Annotated in this window: 18 protein-coding genes; 4 read left to right on the top strand and 14 right to left on the bottom strand. The window is 68.2% G+C overall.

Annotated features, from left to right (window positions below; all coding sequences use genetic code 11):
* Positions 1-13: 13 nt before the first annotated feature.
* The 6 genes from OXG79_09630 to OXG79_09605 form a co-directional block, all read right to left on the bottom strand.
* Entirely contained in the window at positions 14-1,531 is a 1,518-nt protein-coding gene (locus OXG79_09630; GenBank protein MCY3784032.1) for a YifB family Mg chelatase-like AAA ATPase, read from the bottom strand.
* Positions 1,532-2,009: 478 nt separating this feature from the next.
* Positions 2,010-2,939 carry a YceI family protein gene (locus tag OXG79_09625; GenBank protein MCY3784031.1) on the bottom strand — a complete coding sequence of 310 codons (930 nt, stop codon included), beginning with the start codon at positions 2,937-2,939 and terminating at the stop codon, positions 2,010-2,012.
* A gap of 147 nt (positions 2,940-3,086) precedes the next feature.
* Complete coding sequence (locus tag OXG79_09620) at positions 3,087-3,944, bottom strand: phytanoyl-CoA dioxygenase family protein (GenBank protein ID MCY3784030.1); 858 nt, start codon at positions 3,942-3,944, stop codon at positions 3,087-3,089.
* 27 nt (positions 3,945-3,971) lie between these two features.
* A complete protein-coding gene (locus OXG79_09615) occupies positions 3,972-5,333 on the bottom strand; it encodes an aspartate aminotransferase family protein (protein MCY3784029.1) in 1,362 nt (453 codons plus the stop codon).
* 8 nt (positions 5,334-5,341) lie between these two features.
* A complete protein-coding gene (locus OXG79_09610) occupies positions 5,342-6,337 on the bottom strand; it encodes a PmoA family protein (protein ID MCY3784028.1) in 996 nt (331 codons plus the stop codon).
* A complete protein-coding gene (locus OXG79_09605; protein MCY3784027.1) occupies positions 6,334-7,422 on the bottom strand; it encodes an NAD(P)/FAD-dependent oxidoreductase in 1,089 nt (362 codons plus the stop codon). The genes OXG79_09610 and OXG79_09605 overlap by 4 nt, the downstream gene beginning before the upstream one ends.
* A 95-nt stretch (positions 7,423-7,517) precedes the next feature.
* Here OXG79_09605 and OXG79_09600 point away from each other — a divergent pair, with 95 nt between their 5' ends.
* Together OXG79_09600 and OXG79_09595 are read left to right on the top strand one after the other, a co-directional pair.
* A complete protein-coding gene (locus tag OXG79_09600; protein ID MCY3784026.1) occupies positions 7,518-8,675 on the top strand; it encodes a thiolase domain-containing protein in 1,158 nt (385 codons plus the stop codon).
* Positions 8,668-9,006: an OB-fold domain-containing protein gene (locus OXG79_09595; GenBank protein ID MCY3784025.1), complete on the top strand. Its 339-nt coding sequence runs from the start codon at positions 8,668-8,670 to the stop codon at positions 9,004-9,006. The genes OXG79_09600 and OXG79_09595 overlap by 8 nt, the downstream gene beginning before the upstream one ends.
* Before the next feature lie 27 nt (positions 9,007-9,033).
* Here OXG79_09595 and OXG79_09590 read toward each other — a convergent pair whose 3' ends face one another.
* The gene (locus OXG79_09590; protein ID MCY3784024.1) at positions 9,034-10,710 is read right to left on the bottom strand and encodes a CocE/NonD family hydrolase; all 1,677 of its coding nucleotides are present in this window, start codon (positions 10,708-10,710) and stop codon (positions 9,034-9,036) included.
* A 153-nt stretch (positions 10,711-10,863) separates the two neighbouring features.
* Here OXG79_09590 and OXG79_09585 point away from each other — a divergent pair, with 153 nt between their 5' ends.
* Positions 10,864-13,371 carry a CehA/McbA family metallohydrolase gene (locus tag OXG79_09585; GenBank protein MCY3784023.1) on the top strand — a complete coding sequence of 836 codons (2,508 nt, stop codon included), beginning with the start codon at positions 10,864-10,866 and terminating at the stop codon, positions 13,369-13,371.
* Between the two features lie 142 nt (positions 13,372-13,513).
* Here OXG79_09585 and OXG79_09580 read toward each other — a convergent pair whose 3' ends face one another.
* From OXG79_09580 to OXG79_09570, 3 genes are all read right to left on the bottom strand, one after another.
* Positions 13,514-13,843: a type II toxin-antitoxin system HicB family antitoxin gene (locus tag OXG79_09580; GenBank protein ID MCY3784022.1), complete on the bottom strand. Its 330-nt coding sequence runs from the start codon at positions 13,841-13,843 to the stop codon at positions 13,514-13,516.
* 102 nt (positions 13,844-13,945) lie between these two features.
* Positions 13,946-14,266: a GIY-YIG nuclease family protein gene (locus OXG79_09575; GenBank protein MCY3784021.1), complete on the bottom strand. Its 321-nt coding sequence runs from the start codon at positions 14,264-14,266 to the stop codon at positions 13,946-13,948.
* Between the two features lie 5 nt (positions 14,267-14,271).
* Positions 14,272-14,940: a molybdenum cofactor guanylyltransferase gene (locus OXG79_09570; GenBank protein ID MCY3784020.1), complete on the bottom strand. Its 669-nt coding sequence runs from the start codon at positions 14,938-14,940 to the stop codon at positions 14,272-14,274.
* Between the two features lie 67 nt (positions 14,941-15,007).
* On the opposite strand from OXG79_09570, the gene trxA reads away from it, so the two are divergent.
* Positions 15,008-15,337: a thioredoxin gene (trxA, locus tag OXG79_09565; GenBank protein MCY3784019.1), complete on the top strand. Its 330-nt coding sequence runs from the start codon at positions 15,008-15,010 to the stop codon at positions 15,335-15,337.
* Between the two features lie 24 nt (positions 15,338-15,361).
* Here the strand turns inward: trxA and dnaG are convergent, their stop codons facing one another.
* From dnaG to ppdK, 4 genes are all read right to left on the bottom strand, one after another.
* Positions 15,362-17,185 (bottom strand): DNA primase, encoded by a 1,824-nt coding sequence (gene dnaG, locus OXG79_09560; protein MCY3784018.1) that lies wholly within the window; start codon positions 17,183-17,185, stop codon positions 15,362-15,364.
* 75 nt (positions 17,186-17,260) lie between these two features.
* A complete protein-coding gene (locus tag OXG79_09555) occupies positions 17,261-17,605 on the bottom strand; it encodes a type II toxin-antitoxin system HicB family antitoxin (GenBank protein ID MCY3784017.1) in 345 nt (114 codons plus the stop codon).
* Positions 17,602-17,802 (bottom strand): type II toxin-antitoxin system HicA family toxin, encoded by a 201-nt coding sequence (locus OXG79_09550; protein ID MCY3784016.1) that lies wholly within the window; start codon positions 17,800-17,802, stop codon positions 17,602-17,604. Before OXG79_09550 ends, OXG79_09555 begins: the two co-directional genes overlap by 4 nt.
* A gap of 55 nt (positions 17,803-17,857) precedes the next feature.
* Positions 17,858-20,530, bottom strand: a complete 2,673-nt coding sequence (gene ppdK, locus OXG79_09545; GenBank protein ID MCY3784015.1) for a pyruvate, phosphate dikinase — start codon at positions 20,528-20,530, stop codon at positions 17,858-17,860.
* Positions 20,531-20,577: the final 47 nt, after the last annotated feature.

Here is a 20,577-nt window from a genome sequence, read left to right as displayed (position 1 = left end):
CCGCGAGCTGAATCTACGTGTCGTCGAGGCGGGCGCGGTATTGCAGCGCCTCGGCCACGTGAGCCGCCCCGATCACCTCCGCGCCGTCCAGGTCGGCGACGGTGCGGGCCAGCTTGAGCGTGCGGTGATGCCCGCGCCCGCTTAGGCCCATCCGGTCGTGCGCGCCGCGCAGCAGTGATTCGGCGCGCTTGTCGATCTCGCAGAGTTCCGGCACCAGGCGCGCGGTGATCTCGGCGTTTACCCGCAGATCGTGTGGATTGAGGCGGGCCGCCTGGATGTCCCGGCAGGCTTCCACGCGCTCGCGGACGGCTTCGGACGACTCGCCCCGGTCGCCGCCCGCCATGTCCTCATAGGGGATCTGCGGCACTTCGACATACACGTCGATGCGGTCCAGCAGCGGGCCGGAGATGCGCCGACGGTAGCGCCGCGCGGCATCGGCCATAGTGGAGTTTCCGTCGCCGCCTTCGGCGTAGCCGCCGGGCGACGGGTTCATGGCCGCCACGAGCATGAGTCGAGCGGGCAGCGTGACCGAGTAGTTGGCGCGCACGACGCTGACGGTGCCGTCCTCCAGCGGCTGCCGCAAGGCTTCGAGCGACTGCCGGCTGAACTCCGGGAACTCGTCCAGAAACAGCACGCCCCGGTGGGCCAGGCTGATCTCCCCCGGCTGAGGGGTCACGCCGCCGCCGACCAGACCAACGTGCGACACGGTGTGGTGCGGGGCGCGAAACGGCCGCTCGGCGATGAGCGAGGTCCGCTGCGGGATCAGGCCGGCCACGCTGTAGATCTTGGTGACCTCGATCGCCTCTTCCAGCTCCAGCGGCGGCAGGATCGACGGCACGCAGCGCGCCAGCAGCGTCTTGCCGGCGCCGGGCGGACCGATCATCAGCACGTTGTGCGCGCCGGCGGCCGCGATTTCCAGTGCCCGCTTCACGTGGGCCTGTCCGCGCACGTCGGCGAGATCGACGGGATAGCTCGAGCGATCGACAGTCGTTTGGGTGGCCGGCAGCGGCTCGATTCGGATCAAGCCGCTGAAGTGCGCGATCAGCTGCTGCAGCGAGGTCACGGGCAGCACCTCGATGCCGCTGACCACGGCCGCCTCGGCTCCATTCATGGCGGGAACGAACGCGCGCTCCATGCCCGCTGCGCGCGCCTCGGCCACCATTGGCAGAATCCCGTCGGTGTGCCGCAGGGCGCCGTCGAGCGACAGTTCGCCCAGGAAAACCGCGCGGTTCTCGGTGATATCGCCCAGCTGTCCGGTGGCGGCCAGGATGGCGGACGCAATGGACAGGTCGTGCACCGGTCCGACCTTGCGCACGTCCGCCGGCGCCAGGTTGACGGTGAGGCGGCGGTTGGGGAACACGGCGCCGCTGTTGCGAATCGCCGCGCGCGTGCGCTCCCGCGCCTCCTGCACGGCGGCGTCGGGCAGGCCGACGATGGTGTAGGCGGGAAGTCCCTGGGCTACGTCGACCTCGACGTCCACGAGCTCGCCGTCGAGGCCCACCAGCGCGCAGCTATGTACCTTGGCAAGCATGCGCGGATTCTACTTGCGCGGTAGCGGGGGAGGCAGTTTCTCGTCGGCCAGGAGAAGATCCGTTCAGTCTTGCCACCAACTGCGGAATTCACTTCACGCACGTGGAGACCCTTGCGTAACCATTCGTCATTCCCGCGAAGCCTGTCCCCGCGCAGGCGGGGAGCGGGAATCCACCCCTCATTGAACCTGGGGCGGAAAGGATGCGCCCGGTCATTCCCAAGTCCGGCTGGATTCTGCAATGGTCTCCACACGCGAGAATACTCGTAGTCCGTTCGCTGCCGTATCGAGTTCGGGGCAAGCTCGCCACGAGTTGTCCGCGTTCGTCCCTTCGGTGAGCTCAGGGCAGGCTCTGAGCAGCGTCGAAGGACGCCGTCGTGGTTCGACCGAGCCTGTCCTGAGCCTGTCGAAGGACTCGCCACGAACGGATTGCGACACGCTTGCCAGGATTGGGCCGACCCCCCAATCGCGGCCTCGGGTGCTATTCGCTGACCGCCACCGCGACGAAGCTGATTCCCAGCAGCACATCTTCGTCCACGGACGCGACGAACGGCACGTTGGGAATCGTGAGGCTGTAATCCCCGCGCAGAATGGTCGTCACCGCCGTGCCTTCGACGCGGTCGGCGGACACCACAGTCAGCTCGGCGTCGAAGACGACCTCGCGCGTGATGTCGCGGATGGCCAGATTCCCGACGATTTGGAACGGCACGGTCTGTCCCAGCTCGAGCGACCCGGGAAGCCCCTCCAAGCGCACGGGCTCGAACGTGGTGAACTCATACTGATCGCTCGCCGACTCGAGGATCCGCGAGCGAATGGCGCGGTCGCGCCGCTCCTCATCCGTGCGCAGGGTGCGCACATTGATGCGCACCGTGCCCAACTGCGAGGCCGCGAGATCGGCGAAGTCGATGATGAAGTCGCCGGCCACCTGGTTGGTGGTTCCAACGACCAGCGTCGGGGCCCCGCGCAGGATTTCGTCGATCTCGAACCGGACTTCCGACTCCTCCGGCACGATGCGAAAGAGGACGGCACCGGAGGGCACGCCGTCCGCCGCCGGCTCCGCCGGGGCCGCGGTGGCCGTGGGGGCCGCAGTTGGCGTCGGGGCTGCCGTCGCGGCAGGCGTCGGCGCCGGGGTCGCGGTCGGCTCGGGCGCCGCGGTTGGCGTCGGCTCGGAATCTGACATTGCCACCGGCGTCGGGTCTTCCGTCGCGGCTGGCGTTGGGGCGGCGGTTGCTGTTGGTGCCGGAGGTTCGGGGGTCGCGGTAGCGGCGGGCAACGACAGCTGCGGAGCGCTGATGGGCTCGCTCGCCTCGCCGGTTCCGCCGGTGATGAAGACCAGCAGGTAGGCCACGCCGGCGATGACCACGCCAAGCAATGCGGCGACGACCAGCCACCGCACGAGTCCTCCGCGCATCACCAAACTCCTATCGGCCCGGTCGAATCGGGCCTATCGACGGTGCCTCTTGGCATGTCAGCGTAGGTCGGGCGCATGCGCCGGCCATGCAGGCTATTTGCAGATTCGACGCAGACATCCGAGCGCCCAAATGGGCTCGTATCAACCCTAGGCAAGCTGACCGTGCTGCCGCAACCAGTCGCGCAGCGGCGACTCGCCGCCGATGAATTGCAGCGGCTCGTGGCCCTCGCTCGGGTAGTCCAGCAACTGCCGGCGGATCGGCCCGGCATCGGCGAGCAAGTCGGGTGGAACCGGCATTGCATCCTTGTCGCGCCGCCGAATCCAGCGATAGCCATAGCCGTAGAACAGCGCCCGGCGCGACCACGGCGCGGCATTGGGGCTGCCGTCGTGCCAGAGCCGCCGGTCGAAGATCACCGCGCTGCCGGCGGGCGCGCAGACGGGGATGGCGCCGGCGGGCTGGCCCTCACCGTCCGGCGGGACGTCGATGGAGGACCGCGTGTGCGCGCCCGGAAGCACCCACAGGTTGGCGCTGCCGGGCTGCGAGTGATCGGTGAGGAGATACGCCACTTTCACCGACAGGCGCGCCGGCACGGCGATCTCGGGCATGTCCCGGCCCATCCAGCTCGAATCCTGGTGCCAGTTGAGCGTGTCCCGCGCGGAGTCGAACTCGTCGGTCTGCGGCGGAGTGATGATGAGATGGGTGCTGTAGAGATAGATGTTCGGCCCGAGGATTCCCCACACCTTTGGGAACAGCCGGGGATGGTCGATCAGGTCCATGAAGGCCGGATCGAGTGTGATGAAGCCGAGATGGAGCACCCGCTGGTCGATGCCCGCGTAGCGTTCGGGTGATGCCAGCCGGTCGGCGTCGCGCAGCCGATCGAGCACCGCGTTGAGCGCTGTCACCTCCGCGTCGCTCAGGGCGCCTTCGACCACCAGGTAGCCCTCGGCGTCGAAGCGATCCCGTTCGCCAGCCGTCAGCACATGCGCCAGGCAATTTGGGTCCATGACGCGAATCGTAAAACCTGGGCCCGCTCAGCGCGTGGCGACGATGGACTCCGCCAGGATTCCCACCGCGCGATCAATCTCCTCGTCGCTGATGATCAGCGGCGGGGCCAGCTGCATCGTTCCGCCCAGCAGGGCGCGCGTGGCCAGCCCGCGCTCCAGCGCCGCCGCGGCCACGGCGGTCGGTCGCTCGCTGACGTGGTACGGCTCCCTGGTGTCCTCGTCGCGCACCAGCTCCACGCCGGACATCAGGCCCGCCGACCGGATCTCGCCGACTTCGGGCAGGTCGTGCAGCTCGTCCAGGCGTTGGCGCAGACGGCGGCCCTTGGCCGCCACGCCGTCCACGATGCCCTCGTTCTCGAGAATCTCGAGATTCGCCAGCGCCACGGCGCACGGCACCGGATGACCTGAGTAGGTGAATACGTGCATGAGAGGCGGGTCGCCCGGCGCGTCGCGCATCGCGTCCCGCAGGTGTTCCCGCAGCATCACACCGCCCAGGGGCAGATAGCCGCTGGTGACGCCTTTGGCGAAGGTCATCATGTCGGGGACCACGTCCTCGTGCTGGGATCCGAACCAGGTACCCGTGCGGCCAAATCCCGTGATCACCTCGTCGGCGATCATGAGCACGTCATACCGGTCGCAGACCTCGCGCACGGCGCGCAAGTAGCCGTCCGGCGGCACGATCACGCCGCCGGTGCCGAGCACGGGCTCCATGATCACGGCGGCCACGCGCTCCGGCCCGACCTCCTCGATCCGCCGCGCCACGGCAACGGCACTGGCGATGTCGTCAGCGTCGATGTCGGCCGGTGCGTACTCCTCCCAGCGGTAGGGATAGGGCGGCGGCACCTTGTCGAAGCCCTCGGCCAGGTCGCCAAAGGTGCCGTGGTATTCGGTGAGCCCGGTGGCCGACTGCGCGCCGTGCGTCAGCCCGTGATAGCCGCGCACGTGGGAGAGCACTAGCGCCTTGCCCGGCTGTCCCCGCAAGCGCCAGTAGTAGCGTGCGAACTTGAAGGCGGTCTCGTTGGCCTCGGCGCCGCCGGAGGTGAAGTAGGCCGCGGTAAGGTCACCGGGAGTCAACGACGCCAGACGCGCGGCCAGTTCGATGGCCGGCTGGTGGGAAAACCCGCTTGACGTGTGGGCAAAGGCCAAACGCCGCATCTGATCCGCCGCCGCATCGGCCAACTCGGCGCGGCCGTGACCGGCGTTGACGCACCACAGGCCCGACGTGCCGTCCAGAATCTCCCGCCCATCGGCCAGCCGCAGGGTGGCGCCGCTCGCCGACTCGACGATCACCGGACCCGTGCGCGCGTGGTGACCGGCGCGCGTGAGTTGATGGATCAGATGCTCAATGTCCGCCGAGACCAGCGCATCGCGCGTCGTCGTTTCAAGCATGGGGCGTCCTAGGGGCGGCTGGCCACGCTCGAAATGCTAGCACCGGCGTCGGTTTCGGCCGCGAACGTCGCGGCGTGGGCTGCAATGTCCGCCTCGACGGCGTCGCCGTCGTGCGCGAGCAGTCGAATGCCAAGATCCAGCGTGTCGCCTCGCGGCACGGTGGCCGCCTCGCGGGCCAACGGGTTCACGTTGACCGTGCCCCAGTCGTAGGCCACCCAGGGCACGTGCGCCGTAGAGGCGTGCCCCAGGATGCTCAGGCCCGCCCTGGCGTTGTGCGGCGCCGGACCCGACGCATCCACCCAGGCTGACGCGCAATTGGTGATCGCCGCCCCTCCGCTGCGTCCGTCGGCGTCGACCAGCGTGCCGCCGTCGACCACCCGAATCCCATAGGCCAGGCGCACGGTGAAATAGGCGTGGCGGGTGGGCCCGATGGTCAGGTCCCACTCCGTGGGCCGCAGTTGCGACCGGATGTCGACCGTGTTGACGACCTCGCCGGGACGGATGTCCGTGGTCCTGGTTTCCAGGGCGAGCACGCGCCGGCCGTCCGCGGCCCCCCACTCCTCCGGTCCCTGCCACTCGACCGTCTGCACCACGCGCAAGTGATCCGGTGCCAGCTCGGTCGCGTTGACGTCCACGGACCAGGTGCGGCCCGGCGAGCGTCCTTGAAACACGTTGTTGGCATAGAGGTTGTAGGTGCCGGACTCGGACAGCGGCGATATGGCCGGCGTCAGCGGCGGGAACTTGGCCGTGACCATGTCTGCGCCCACCGTGATCGAGTCGTGGTGTGGATGGTCGACGGGACTCTCCGCGGTCAGCGGCACGCCGCCGGGCGAATACAACGGGTACAGATAGCAACGATGCACGCCCTGGGTGAAGGCGCAGATGGGCCGGCCGCGCCAGGCGACGGCCACGCGACGCGCCTGCGGCGTGGCGGTGCGGGGCAGATCGATTTGCTCAGTGGTGACGGTGAAAGCGTCCATGTCCGTACCCAACTCCTCGCTCATTTGACCGGCGCCCACCGGCGCAAGCTGTCGCTGGCTTCCAGACCCGCGTCCTGCCCGCTGGCAAACGCGGACGCGATGAGATTGCGCTCGCCGGCAACGATGTCGCCGCAGGCCCAGACGCCGGGGATGGGATTGCCGTCAACGTCCAATACGCAGTGGTCTTCGTCGCACACCAGGAGCCCCTCATCGTCATGCTGCGGCGAGAACCTGGACAGAAACTCGTCGTTGGGCACGAGACCCTCGTCCACGAAGAATCCGTCGAAGAAAAGCTCCCGGCCGTCGGCCAGGCGCAGCCCGAGCAGGTCCCGTCCGCTGCCGATGTGGGCTTCGATCCGCTCGGTCTCGAGCCGCACGCCCCGGCGCGCCATTTCCGCCAGCACCGCGTCCGACATGCCGTGGGGTCGTCCGTTGGTCAGCACGGTCATCCGGTGGGTGAAATCCTGCGCGCCGTGCACGACGTCGAAGATATAGTCCCCCACCCCGACGATGGCGAGTTCCTGGTCGGTGTGCAGGTGCCCGTCGCAGCGCACGCAGACGTGCCACCCGCGGTGATTGCCGGCAAATCGAAACACCACGCCGTAGCGCGCATAGGCCCGCTCCGCCGAAGATTCGATCTCTATGTCGGGCCAGGCGTCCTCGAACCCCGAGGCCACGACCACCGTGCGCGCCCGGACCGTCTCCGTGGGTGGCGCCGCGCCGTCGCGGGGCAGCATCGCCGTCGACATGGTCACTGCCAGGGTGCCGTCCTGGACCCTTTCGATATCGGTGACATAGCCGGGGATGCGGCGAATGCCGATGTACCGCGACTCGCCGTCGATGGTGACCTCATGTTCCGGCTGTGCCTCGGTCCACTCTTTCAGCGCCCGGTTGAACGCCGGTCCGGTGATGCCCGGAAATACCGGCGCGTCCACGAACTCGACCGACTTCGACCAGAAGTGCCGGCCGCGGCGCAGGCTCACGGCCCCGCCGTCGATCAGCGCCACGTGCCGCATCTGGTGCGCCGCGCTCACCGCGGCCTGGGTCCCCGCCGGCCCGCAGCCAATTACCAGCACGTCGAACAGGATTTCCGGCGAAAGCTGACTCATAGGTGCGCGGCCGTGGCGGTGGTCACTCCCATCTCGGAGGCGTATGGTCGCATGATAGAGACCGATATTGGGTCCGTTGCAGTGGTGAGACTGGATTGCACGACGTAAGCATCGCCGGCGTCGGCTCGACTCCGTTCGGCAAGCTGCCGGACAGCGGGATTGTCGAGCTGGCGACCGAGGCCTGCCGCGCGGCACTCGACGACAGCGGCATCCCGCGCGACCGGGTGCAGGCGCTGTATTTGGGCAATTTCATCGGCGAGCGCCTGGCCGACCAGGGGGCGCTGGCGCCCATCGTCGCGCGGCGTCTCGGTCTCGACGGCATACCCGCGACGAAGGTTGAGGCCGCCTGCGCGTCCGGGGGCATTGCCCTGCGGCACGGCTACCTGACCGTCACCGCAGGCATTCATGATGTCGTGCTCGTGGCCGGCGTCGAGAAGATGTCGAATATTTCCACCGGCGAGGTAACCGCCGCGCTGGCCACCGCCGGCGACGAGGACGTCGAAATGCGAACCGGCCTCACGTTTCCGGGAGCCTTTGCCATGGTGATGCAGGCGCACATGGCGCGGTACGGCACCTCGCGGGAGCAGATTGCCGCCGTCTCGGTCAAGAACCACGACAACGGCGCGGCGAATCCCAAGGCTCAATTTCGGAAGCCGACGACCATAGACGAGGTGGTCAGCTCACGCTTTGTCGCCGAGCCACTGCGGCTCTTCGACTGTCCGCCCATCAGCGACGGCGCGGCGGCGGCGGTTGTCTGCACTGCGGAAATCGCGCGTCAGTACACCAGCCGCGGCGTGCGCATTCTCGCCTCGGGTCAGGGGTCGGGGCCGGTGGCGCTGAGCGGGATGGATGACCTGACATCGTTTCCCGCCACGATACGCGCGGCGTCCGAGGCATTTGGGCAGGCGGGAATCGGACCCGGTGAAGTGGACGTGGCCGAGGTGCACGACTGCTTCACCATTGCGGAGCTGGTGGCGACCGAAGATCTCGGCCTGGTTCCGCGCGGGGAGGGCGGACGCGCGGTGGAATCCGGCGAGACCGCCGTGGACGGCCGGTTGCCGGTCAACCCCAGCGGAGGGCTGATCGCCAAGGGCCACCCGGTGGGCGCGAGCGGCGTCGGGCAGATCTACGATCTCGCGCTGCAGCTTCGCGGCGAGGCCGCCAATCAGGTCGCCGGCGCCCGCATCGGCCTGGCGCACAGCATGGGTGGCTGCGGCGCGGCGGCCACCGTGCACATCCTCGCCCGTGACTAGTCAGCCGCAGCTCACGGTCTATCGCTGTCGTCATGACGGTCGGCTGGTTATGGCGCGCGGCGATGCCTGCCCCACGTGCGGGCGCTATGACATGGAGCCGCACGAGATTCCCGGTGACGGACGGATCGCCGTCTGGACAACCATCCACGTGCCCCCGACGCGGTACGCCGACGAAGCGCCCTACACGGTCGTGATCGTCGAGCTGGATTGTGGCTTGCGCACCATGGGACGACTGATCGGGGATGCCGGGCGTGCCCTGGGCGCACGTGTTCGCCTGCGCCACGTCGATCCGGAACGCGGGCCGGAATTCGAAACCGTCGATTCGGTGTAGGGGCGGCCCTCGTGGCCGCCCGCGTCATTAGGAGGGAATCACCGGCAGCCGCAGGTGCGACGGATGCAAGTGCGCGTGCAGCACAGTCTGCGAGGCGGCGCGCATCTCGGTGTCGCTGGCGAGGTCGTTGCCTGTGTTCAGATTGCGGTCGTAGCACGGGAAATTCGACGACGAGACTTCCAGCCGGATGCGGTGCCCGGCGCGGACGACGTTGCTGGTCACGCCCACGTCGATCTCGTAGCGGTAGACCCTCCCCGGCTCCAGCAGCGCCGGCTCCGCCATGCCGTCGCGGTAGCGGGCGCGCACGATGCCGTCGCAAAGGTTCATGGCGTAGCCGCTGGGCGACACGTCCACCAGCTTGGCCGTCCAGTCGGTGTCGCGGCCGTCGGTGGCGGCATATAGCACCAACGTGATGGGTCCTGTGACGTCCAGATCGGCTGGCAGCGGCTCCGACGTGTAGCAGAGCACGTCCGACCGGGCCTCGACGGGGCGTTGGTCGTAAGGCCCCCAGGCGACGATCTCCGGCGTGCAGCAGGTAGTGCCGCCCAGCGACTGCACGGGGAACCGGGGATCGTAGACGTAGCGGTCGGGCCGCTCCTCGCCCGGAGCCGCGGTCGTCAGCGTGCCGTCGCCGCGCGCCGTGTTGGCGCTGCCTTCCGAGTGCAGATACCAGGTCTGCCAGTCGGTGCGCGCCAGCGGCCACTCGTGCTCGTCGCGCCATTCGTTGACACCCATGGTGAACAGGCGCAGCGGCGGCTCCTCGCTCAAGCCGTCGTCCTCGCCCTTGAGCCAGAGGTTGAACCAGCGCCGCTCGAGCTGCGTGAGGCTCACCAGCGAATCGACGCCAAAGTCGACGTCGCCGAGCCGCGTGGACTCGGCCAGGCGGTGTGGCCAGGGACCGACGATCGCGCGGCTCTGGCGCGCCTCCGGCGTGGCCCCGAAACGCCGCAGGTTGTTGACGTTCTCCAGCGTGTCGGCGGCGTAGAGGTCGTACCAGCCGCCCATGGTCAGCGCCGGCACGCGGATCTCGTGCCAGCGGTGGGAGACGCTGATCTCCTCCCAGTAGTCGTCATAGCGGTCGTGCTCCAGCCAGTCGTGCCAGAAGTCGAGTCGTCGGCCGGCGCGCAGGTCCAGGTCTTTGATCGGCAGCGTGTGAAACGCCTCGGTCCAGTTGTGAAACGCGATGCTCTGTGCCGTGCGTGAGTTGGTGCGCATGCCCCAGGTGAGCGCCGTGGTGAGCTGCAAGGCCCCGCCCGGTCGCACCAGACCGCCGAGGAACTCCGGGCACACCACCCGCGGCGCGAGACAGGTAAGGAATTGGCTTCCCCGAGGCGCGCTGAGCCACTGCACCAGTCCCAGATACGACGGGCCGCTCATGCCGATGCGGCCGTTGCTCCACGGTTGCCGCCCGATCCACTCGTGGGTGTCGAAGCCGTCGGTCGCCTCGTTGTGAAAGGGGTAGTAGACGCCGTCCGAGTCCCAGCGACCGCGCACGTCCTGCACCACGCACGCGTAGCCGTCCTGGGCGAAGGCGCGGGCCGACGCAATCGTTTCCGGCGTGTTGTTGTCGTAGGGCGTGCGAATCAGCACCGTCGGGAACGGGCCGGGAGCGTCGGGCAGATAGATGTCGCCCGAAAGCTGCACGCCGTCGCGCATCGGCATCTTGGTATCCAGCGCGTAGTGAACGCCGAATGTGGGGTGCATGGCCGGCCCTCATGGGATGCCGCGCGCCGCCCGGTCGAGGGGCAGGCGACTGACGGTCTGTCAGCGTGGGCAGTGTATCCGCCGCGCCTTGGGTTGCCGGGGCTGAGGCAGACCGCCACTATGCGAACGGCCGGTCCGCCGGGGTAGTGCCGCGTGAATCCCTACGAACCTATTTCTATCGCTGACCTCTGCAACGTTCCCGCCGAGGTGGCCGGACCCGAAACGCCCGATTTGCTCGGTGCACAGGACTTTCGCGGGTTGGCGTTCGCCGTGGGCGACCCGGCGCGCGGAACTATTGCGCAGTTCGGTCCCGGCGGACACCCGGAGCCAAAAGCGCTGCCGGTGGGTCGTGCCGTACACACCCTCACGTTTGCGCACGCGCTGCTGGACACGGCCATCGCCCACGGCGGAGCGCCCGGCGGCGAGGTGGGTCGCTACACGTTCAAATACGAAAACGGAACTCGAATCGACGTTCCCCTGCGCGATCGATTCGAAATCGGCTGGATTTCACGCCATTTCTCGATGCGGCCCGGCCAGCCGTATCTGGCCGAGCGCAACGGCGAAGACGGCATGCAACCGCGCTACGAAGGCCCCTACGACGAGCAGCAGCGGCGGATCACGGAGGTCGCCACGGGACGATTGCGGTCGTTCTTCCTCTGGACGTGGCGCAACCCGCATCCCGAGCACGCGATCGCGAGCATCGAAATCAGCGGCGGCCCGCTGCCGTGGGTGCTGGGTGGCGTCTCGGCTGGCTTCGTCGACGAAGACCCGCTGGAGCGCGCGCCGCGCCGTCCCGTGCGGATCGAGTTGACGCGCCCCGAGGACGCCGCGAAGCCATTCGATCTGGATGTGCAGGTCAAGCGGGGCTCGGCGACCTACGCCCAGCCGCTGCCGCAGGACCCCGAGGCCTTTGTGGACGCGGTCAACAAGGGCTGGGGCGAGGCGGACAACCTCACCTCGAGCCCCGCATATACGGAGGTCAGCGCGGTCCCGTCCGCCGAAGTCAGCGTGGCGCAGGGTGACGAGGTGCTCGGCACGGCGCGATTCGGCGATCTGCAGGCCCAGGGCACGGTGCAAGCCTCGCCGCGGCTCCGGCTCAGCCTGCCCGAATCGGGCCGCAACTGGGTGCACACGCGCGTGCTCGACGCCGACACCGGTCGACCAGTGCCCTGTCGCATTCACTTCCGCTCGCCCGAGGGCGTGCCCTACCAGCCCTACGGCCACCACCCGCACCTGTTTTCCGGCTTTTCGACCTGGGGCCGCGACGCTTTCGGCGATGTGCGCATGGACCAGGTCACTTACGCCTACGTCGACGGCGCCTGCCAGGGCTGGCTGCCGCGCGGTCGGGTGATCGTGGATGTCGCGCGGGGGTTCGAGTACGAGCCGTTGCGGACGGAAGTCGAAATCAAGCCGGGGCAGCGGGACCTGGAGCTGCGCATCGGCCGCTGGACCGACATGAACGCCCAGGGCTGGTACAGCGGCGACACGCACGTGCACTTCCTGGCCGGCAACGGCGCGGTGCTCGAGTCGGCGGGCGAGGACCTCAACGTCGCCAACGTGCTCCAGTCGCAGTGGGGCCACTACTTCAGCAACACCGACGACTTCACCGGGCGGCCCCAGGTGTCGGACGACGGCAAGACCATCGTCTCGTTCGGCCAGGAGAACCGGCAGCACTTTCTCGGACATCTCACGCTGCTCGGCCACACCGAGCCGATCATGCCCTGGTGCACCGACGGTCCCGGCGAGGCCGAGCTGGGCGGCCCGCTGCAGACCACCATGTCCCACTGGGCCGAGGCCTGCCGCGAGCAGGGCGGCACCGTGGTGCTGCCGCACTTCCCCTGGCCCAATGGCGACCCGGTGGCCCTGATCGCTTTGGGGCTGGCCGACGCCGTGGAGATGTGTCGCCAGGTTCCCTTCGACCACGACGAGTACTACCGCTATCTCAACGCGGGCTACCGCCTGCCGCTGGTGGGCGGCACCGACAAGATGGCCACGGACACGCCCGTGGGCATCTACCGCACCTACGTCCAGCTTGCCGAGGACATGCCCTTCACCTACGACGCCTGGCGCGCGCAAATGAGCGCCGGACGCACCTTCATGTCCAGTGGTCCGCTCATCGGGCTCAGCGTCGAGGGCCACGCCATCGGCGATACGGTGCATCTGCCAAGCAACGGCGGCACGGTGCACGTCGAGGCCTGGGCGGAAGGCAGCCTGCCCATCTACAACCTGCAGATCGTGCAGGAAGGCCGGGTCGTGGCCGAAACCGTGGCGTCCGACGGCGCTCGGCGGCTGGAGCTGAGCGAGCGGCTACGCGCGGACGGACACACGTGGTTCGCGGCCCGCACCGGCGGAGCGGACTACTACGACGCGCCCTACTACCTCGACGGCTGGAAGCGGCAGCGATTCGCCCACACGTCGCCGGTCTACGTGTCGACCGGAGGCGATTGGCGCATGTGGAACGACGCCACCGCCGAATACATGCTCACCATGATCGACGGCAACCTCAGCTACGTCCGCCGCCGCGCAAGCAGCGAGCCAGCCGATGACTCAGTCACCCACCACCACGGCGAGCCGGACCACACCGCCTACCTGGAGCGCCCGCTCCTAGCCGCCCGCGACGCCATCCACCGCCGCATGCACCAGCTGGGGATCGCGCACTAGGCGATCTGGTATGGCCCGGTGGCCCAGGCTGCGTGCAGCCTGGGATCTCGACCCACCTGGAGCGCCCGGGATGCCGTCGAGGTTTGATCCCTAATGTCGCGGTTGATTGCGGATGCCTGCGGTCGGCCGATTTCATCGCCGGTCACGTGGTGCGTGCGGCACGCGAAATCGTTTCCGTGATCCACGCGTTCAAGCTCTGGTCCGCGGAGCGAGCGGCGGCTGTCGCGGCCCGGTGAACGGAAGGCGGGAGCCGAAGCGCGACGTTCCCTGAAAACGGCTTGTCCGGAGTCCGGCCTCGCTCTGCGCACACCTTCAGGTACTCGTCCACCGACTCGCGAAACGCCTGTCGAAGCTCGGGGACCGACGTGCCTTGAAAAGTAATCACGTCGCGCGTGTCGACGACCTCGCCGTGAAGAACCCCAACCTCGTTGTCGTACGTCACTACGGCTCGGTAGCCCTCGTATTCCATCATGGTCCGCCTGCCTCCATGTCAATTCCCGCGGCTCCGTCATTCCAATTCCACCACCCTGTCATTCGATCCCACCACCCTGTCATTCCGAGCGCAGCGAGGAATCTAGAGCTTTGATTGACCATCGTCAAAACATTCCATCGACAGGTCTCTCCAGCGTGGATTTACTGACTCGATCAATTCGATCTTCTTGCGCCTGCGCCAGCCCTTGATTTGCTTCTCTCGCGCAATGGCCGACGCAACATCCGAAGTCTCTTCATAGTAGGCCAGCCAGGTCAGGTTGTATTTGCTGGTGAAGCCAGGCACCAGCTTCCGCTTATGCTCGTACATCCGCCGCACCAGATTGTTGGTAACACCGACGTAGAGCGTTCTGACGCGGTTCGTCATGATGTAAACGTAGTACCGCCGCTCTGGTTGAGGCGACACGCGCCCTAGATTCCTCGCTTCGCTCGGAATGACATATCAGTGTTCGGCAATGCGGCATCCGTCCGAGCACCCGTGTAGTCCTCCGGCGTGTTGACGTTTCGGAACGAGCGCAGCTCCGGGTCCACCCGCCGAAGGTCCGCCTCCGGCACCCGCACGACTTCAAGTCCTTCGTAGGCCAACGCGATCTTGAGCTGCCCCTGGGCGATCTGCCGTCGGGCCGCGGTTGCGACGGCGGGACCGTAGACCGCGTGCAGTGGCTCGGGTCGGCCGCCAATGACCGGCACGACCGCATCGTGACCCCCAAGTCGGTCCAGCAGATCGCGCACGAGCGCCACGTTCAGAAACGGCATGTCGACCGCTGCCACGAACACACGCTTGTGCAGCGCCGCTTCGATGCCCGACAGGATGCCGCCCAAGCTGCCCGAGCCCGGGATCGCGTCCGGCACCACACGGGCGCGCCCAACATCGGGCCGGTCATTCGCCACCACGATCACGTCGTCGGTGACTGCCGCCAGCGTGTCGACGACCGCCTGCAACAGCGTGCGTGGCCGTCCGTCGGCGTCCGTTCCCCAGGGCAACAGCCGCTTGTCGCGCCCCATGCGGCGGCTGGCGCCGCCGGCGAGCACCACCGCCGAGGCCGCCGCGGATCCCGGCGGGTCATCTGCCGTTGACATGACTACGGCGTCGTTCCTAGTCTCGGGCGCGCGATTTCGTGGCGCACGCGAAGGGTGACAGGATCACATGGCGGCTCCCGTGGCGGTGACGGACGCTGAATTCCAATCGACCGTGCTCGATGCCGAAACGCCCGTGCTGGTGGACTTCTGGGCCGAGTGGTGCGGGCCTTGCAAGATGGTGGCGCCGGTGGTCGAAGAGCTGGCGCAGGACTACGACGGCCAGGTGGCGTTCGCCAAGATGGACGTGGACGAGAACCCGGACACGCCCATGCAACTGGGCATCCGCGGCATTCCCACGCTGATCATCTTCAGCGGCGGCGCCGAAGTGGGTCGCATCGTCGGCTTTCGCCCCAAGGCGGACATCAAGAGCCAGATCGACCAGGCGCTCGCCGCGTAGCACCCAGGTCCCGCGCCGGCGGCGCTATGGCGCCGGTCCGTGGGTGAGGACCGACAGCTCGCGCATCGCCATCTCCACGCTGCGCTTCTGCGCGCCCAACTCGCGCGAGCGCGCGGCCGCGGCGTCGCCGTCGTCCATCGCGCCGACCTCTCGCAGCTGTTCGAGGATGCGCCGCTCACGCAGCCGCAGTATCGTGACCTGCAGCGCGCTGTCGAACGCCTCGCCCTCGAGCGCTGGCAAACCGGCCACGCGGGCGTGCACGGCTTCCACCTGCTCGCGCGACTGGTCATCGAGTCCTTCGAGAACTGACTCCCAGGAGTCGCTTAAGGGCTCTCCAGCACTCCGCGCCAGGGCCTCGATCACGTAGCGCAGCGACGGATCCGATACGTTCGACGCGTTCAGTCCCGCGACCGCGCCGGCCGCCTCGGGCGGCGCCTGGAGCACCAGTTCCAGCAACCCTTCCTCCACCCGGTCGACAGGCTGACTGGCGGCTGCGGGAGCCGCGCCCATGCGGCGCTGACGGCGCGGGGCCGCGCGGCGCAGCTCCTCGACCGGCACACCGGATACGTGCGAGAGGCGCTCGTAGTAGTGCGCTCGCACGGCGGGTTCGTTGATCTCCGTGATGACCGGCGTCAGGTCGGCGACCGCCCGACGCCGCCCGACGATCGACGACACGTCATGCTCTTCGAGTGCCCAGCGGAAGTAGTAGTCCGCCAGGGGCACCGCCGCTTCGAGCAATGCGCGCCAGCGCGTCGTGTCGGCACGAATCACGGAATCCGGGTCTTCGCCCGACGGCAGCTCGACCACGGCGACATCGATCGAAAGCCGCGCCTCGTGTCGAATCAATCCGCGAAAGTCCACCTCCGCGTCGGCAGCGTCGCGACCGGCGTCGCGCAGCACGTCCACGCCCCGGCGCGTCGCGGCGGCTCCGGCGGTGTCGGCGTCCAGCGCCAGGACGATGCGTTGCGCGCCCGATCCGGCGAGCAGTCGACCCTGTTCGTGGGTCAGTGCCGTTCCCATGGATGCCACGGTGTTCATGAATCCGAACTGGTGCGCCGCGATGGCGTCCATGTAGCCCTCCACCAGCACCGCCTCACGCTCGCGCCGGATGGCGTCCGCCGCCAGATTGAAGCCGTAGAGATGGTTGCCTTTGCGGAAGGTGTCGCTCTCCCGTGAGTTCAGGTACTTGGGCGTTGCGTCGCCCAGCGCCCGCGCGCCAAACCCGATCACCGCCCCGCGCCGCTCGCTGATCGGGAAGATCAAGCGGTTGAAGAAGTAGTCGCGCGGCGGTCCATCGTCGTCGCGGACCAGGCCCGTGGCGCTCAGCGCCTCCGCGTCGGTACCCAGCTGGCGCAGGTGCTTCGTGACCGGCGAGCCGCGCGCCGGCGCGTAGCCCAGGCGGAACGTCGTGAGCATCTGCTCGGATACTCCGCGCTCCTCCAGATAGGCGCGCGTCCCCGTGGCCTCGGGCGACTCGCGCAGTAGCCGGTGCATGAGGCTGGCCGCTTCATCCAGCGCGGCCCGAGTGCTCCGCCGTTGCCGGTCGGCTTCGGGGTCGCGGTCCTGCGCGCGCAGCTCCACCCCCGCCTCGCCGGCCAGCAGCCGCAGCGCGTCGGGAAAGCTGCTGCCGTCCCGCCGCATGACGTAGGTGAACAGGTCGCCGCCCTCGCCGCAGCCGAAGCAGCGAAACGTGCCGCGATCGCCGAAGACGAAGAATGACGGCGTCTTCTCTTGATGAAACGGGCACAGCCCCTTGAGGTACCGCCCCGAGCGCTGCAGCCGCACGTCGCGGCCAATGACCTCGGCGGCATTGAGCCGGGATTTAATGTCCTCAACGGGCGAGGCCACGCGGCCTCCTCACGCGTGTCTCAGGTCGTCGTAGATTCTAGTCCCTAGCCGCCGACGATCGGCGCCGGACGTACGTCAGCCCGCCTGAACGGCCTGCGGGGCGGAAACCTCGATCTCAACCATCTCAAACCGGGTCGAGATCGTGGGGGCGGGCTCGCCGAACTCCCGGTAGGAGTCGAGCACGTGATCGGCGATCGGTTCGCTGTGGCTCGCAATGGCCTCGTCGATGGACATCCTCGGCTCCGGGAGCGGTTCGCCATCCTCCAGAATCGCCTCGATGTGAAACACCAGCGCCTCGCGGATCATCGCGAGCATCTCGTCCCACGATTTGCCGGTGCTGACGCAGCCCGGGACGTCCGGCACGTAGGCGGCGTAGTTGTTGGGCGTCTGCTCGAAGACGACAGCGTACGTGAGCTTCATCGACGTTCTTTCTCGATGCCAGCCTGCCTCATGATACTGGCCCAGAGCTTCGGCCCCACGTCGTCGCTCGGTTTGCCAGGAATCGTGACCTTGCCCGGCTTCACCGGGTGTCGGAACTGTCGGTGGCTCCCCCGCGTGGCCACGTGGCTCCAGCCGTCGCGCTCCACCATCCGGATTGCGTCCCGCACCTTCGGCATGGATTAGGCCGCCCGATTCGGGTCGGATTGGAGATTCTGGGTCACGCCGTTGAAGCTAGCGATCCCTCTCGATCTCGGCCAGGCGCGCGTGGGCGGCGGCCATGCGTGAGACGGGGACGCGGAATGGCGAGGCGCTGACGTAGTCCAGGCCGAGCTGCTCGCAGATCCCGATGGAGTCCGGATCGCCGCCGTGCTCGCCGCAGATGCCCATCTCGATGTCGGGATCGGCGGCTCGCCCCTGCTCCACGGCCAGCCGCAGCAACGCCCCGACGCCGTCCGGGTCCATCACCTGGAACGGATTCGCGGGCAGGATCTCCGACTCGACATAATCAATGAGGAACTTGCCCTCCGCGTCGTCGCGCGAGATGCCGTAGGTCGTCTGCGTGAGGTCGTTGGTGCCGAAGCTGAAGAAATCCGCGACCTCCGCGAGCGCCCCGGCCGTCAGGCAGGCGCGCGGGACCTCGATCATCGTGCCGAACTCGTAGGCAACCGAGGCGCCCTTGGCGCGCACCACCTCGTCCGCGACTGCGTGCAGCCGCCCCTCCACCTTCCGCAATTCGTTCACGTGGCTGATGAGCGGAATCATGATCTTGGGCCGCGGCTGCAGGCCGGCGGCGCTCAGCTCCAGCGCCGCCTCGATGATTGCCCGCACCTGCATTTCGTAGACCTCGGGCTGCTGGATGCCCAGGCGGCAGCCCCGCAGGCCGAGCATGGGGTTGACTTCCTGGATCTCCTCGACGCGGCGCAGCATGCGTTCGAGATGCGCCCGGCGCTGCGGATCGGCGTCGTCGGCGGTCAGCGTCGCCAGCTCGGCGGCGAGCGGTTCGTGGTCCGGCAGGAACTCGTGCAGCGGCGGATCAAGCAGCCGAATCACGACCGGAAAGCCGTCCATGGCGCGCAGGATGCCGACGAAGTCCTCACGCTGAATGGGGAGCAGCCGGTCGAGGGCCTTCTGTCGCTCCTCAACGGTCTCGGCCAGGATCATCTCCTGCACGATCGGCAGGCGGTCGCCTTCGCGGAACATGTGCTCCGTGCGGCAAAGCCCGATGCCCTCCGCGCCGTGCTCGCGGGCCAGCTCGGCCTCTTCCGGAGTGTCGGCATTGCCCCAGGTGCTCAGCCGCCGGATCTCGTCGGCCCAGCCGAGCAGCTCCTCCAGCTCGGGCGTCATCGAGCCGGGGATGAGCGGCAGCGCGCCGGTCAGCACCTCGCCGTCCGTGCCGTCGACGGTGATCACGTCGCCGGCATTCACCGTGACGCCGTGAGCCGTGAACTGCTTGGCGTCGAGGTCGAGACGCAGGGCGTCGCAGCCAACGACGGCCGGAATCCCGAGCTGGCGGGCCACGATGGCCGCGTGGCTGGTCGCGCCGCCGCGCGCCGTCAGAATGGCCGCCGAAACGGCCATGCCGTGAAAGTCGTCGGGTGAGGTCTCGGGACGCACCAGGATCACCGGGTGGTCCGCACTGGCTTGCTCCGCGGCCTCGTCGGCGGTGAACACCACCCGCCCGTGTGCCGCGCCTGGCGACGCGTTGAGCCCGGTGGCAATGGGATGGTCCCAGTGCGCCGGATCCACGCGCGGATGCAGCACCGCGCCCACCTGCTCCGGTTCCACCCGCTGCACGGCGGTGGTCTTATCGATCACGCCCTCGCGCACCAGGTCCACGGCGATCTTTACCGCCGCCGCCGGGCTGCGCTTGCCCGCGCGCGTTTGCAGCATGTAGAGCTTGCCGGACTCGATGGTGAACTCGAGGTCCTGCATCTCGCGGTAGTGCTGCTCCAGCCGCGTGGCGTAGTCCTCGAACTGGCCGAAGACCTCCGGCATCGAGGTTTCGAGCGTCGCGATCGGCGTCGGCGTGCGCACGCCGGCCACCACGTCCTCGCCTTGCGCGTTCAGCAAGTACTCGCCGAAGAGTTCCCGCTCGCCGGTGTTGGGGTTGCGCGTGAAGGCCACGCCGGTGCCCGAGGTCTCGCCCATGTTGCCGAAGACCATGGTCTGAACGTTGACCGCCGTGCCCCAGTCGTGGGGCAGCCCGTGGACGCGGCGATAGTCCACCGCGCGCCGCCCAAACCAGGAATCGAAAACCGCGCGGATGGCGTGGTCGAGCTGCTGTCGCGGATCGTCCGGAAACTCGGCGTTCGTGGCGTCGCGAATGATCTGGCGAAAGTCGTCCGCCACCACCTGCCAGTCCGAGGCGCTGAGCTCGGTGTCCTGGTCCACGCCGAGCCGCGCCTTGTGATCGTCGATGCAGCTCTCGAACGCGTGACCTTCCACGCCCAGCACGATCGAGCCGAACCCCTGGATGAAGCGGCGGTAGGCGTCCCAGCCGAAGCGCGCGTCGCCGGTGGCGGCGATCAGTCCTTCGAGCGTCGCCGCGTTCAGGCCCAGGTTGAGCACCGTGTCCATCATTCCCGGCATGGACACGCGCGCGCCGGACCGCACTGACACCAGCAGCGGGTTGTCGGGATCGCCGAAGCGCCGGCCCACCGCTGACTCAACCTCGGCCAGCGCCACCTCGACCTGGGCGTCAAGACCCGCCGGGAAATCCTTGTCGTTGGCGTAGTACTCCAGGCACGCGGCAGTGGTGATGGTGAATCCGGGCGGCACCGGCATGCCGGCCTTGGTCATTTCGGCCGAGCCGGCGCCCTTGCCACCCAACAGATTCCGCATCGACTCGCCGCCCTCGCGGAAGGGATAGACCCACTTGGACATAACGGCGGCAGGGGGAGGCATGCGAGGTGCGCCGACGGTGCGTACGCTTGGCCTGCGAATGTACCACC

The organism is Chloroflexota bacterium, assembly GCA_026706485.1.
GTDB lineage: Bacteria > Chloroflexota > UBA11872 > UBA11872 > UBA11872 > JAJECS01.
The sequence above is the reverse complement of the archived record's forward strand: the minus strand, read 5'-3'. Positions and strand labels throughout refer to the sequence as shown.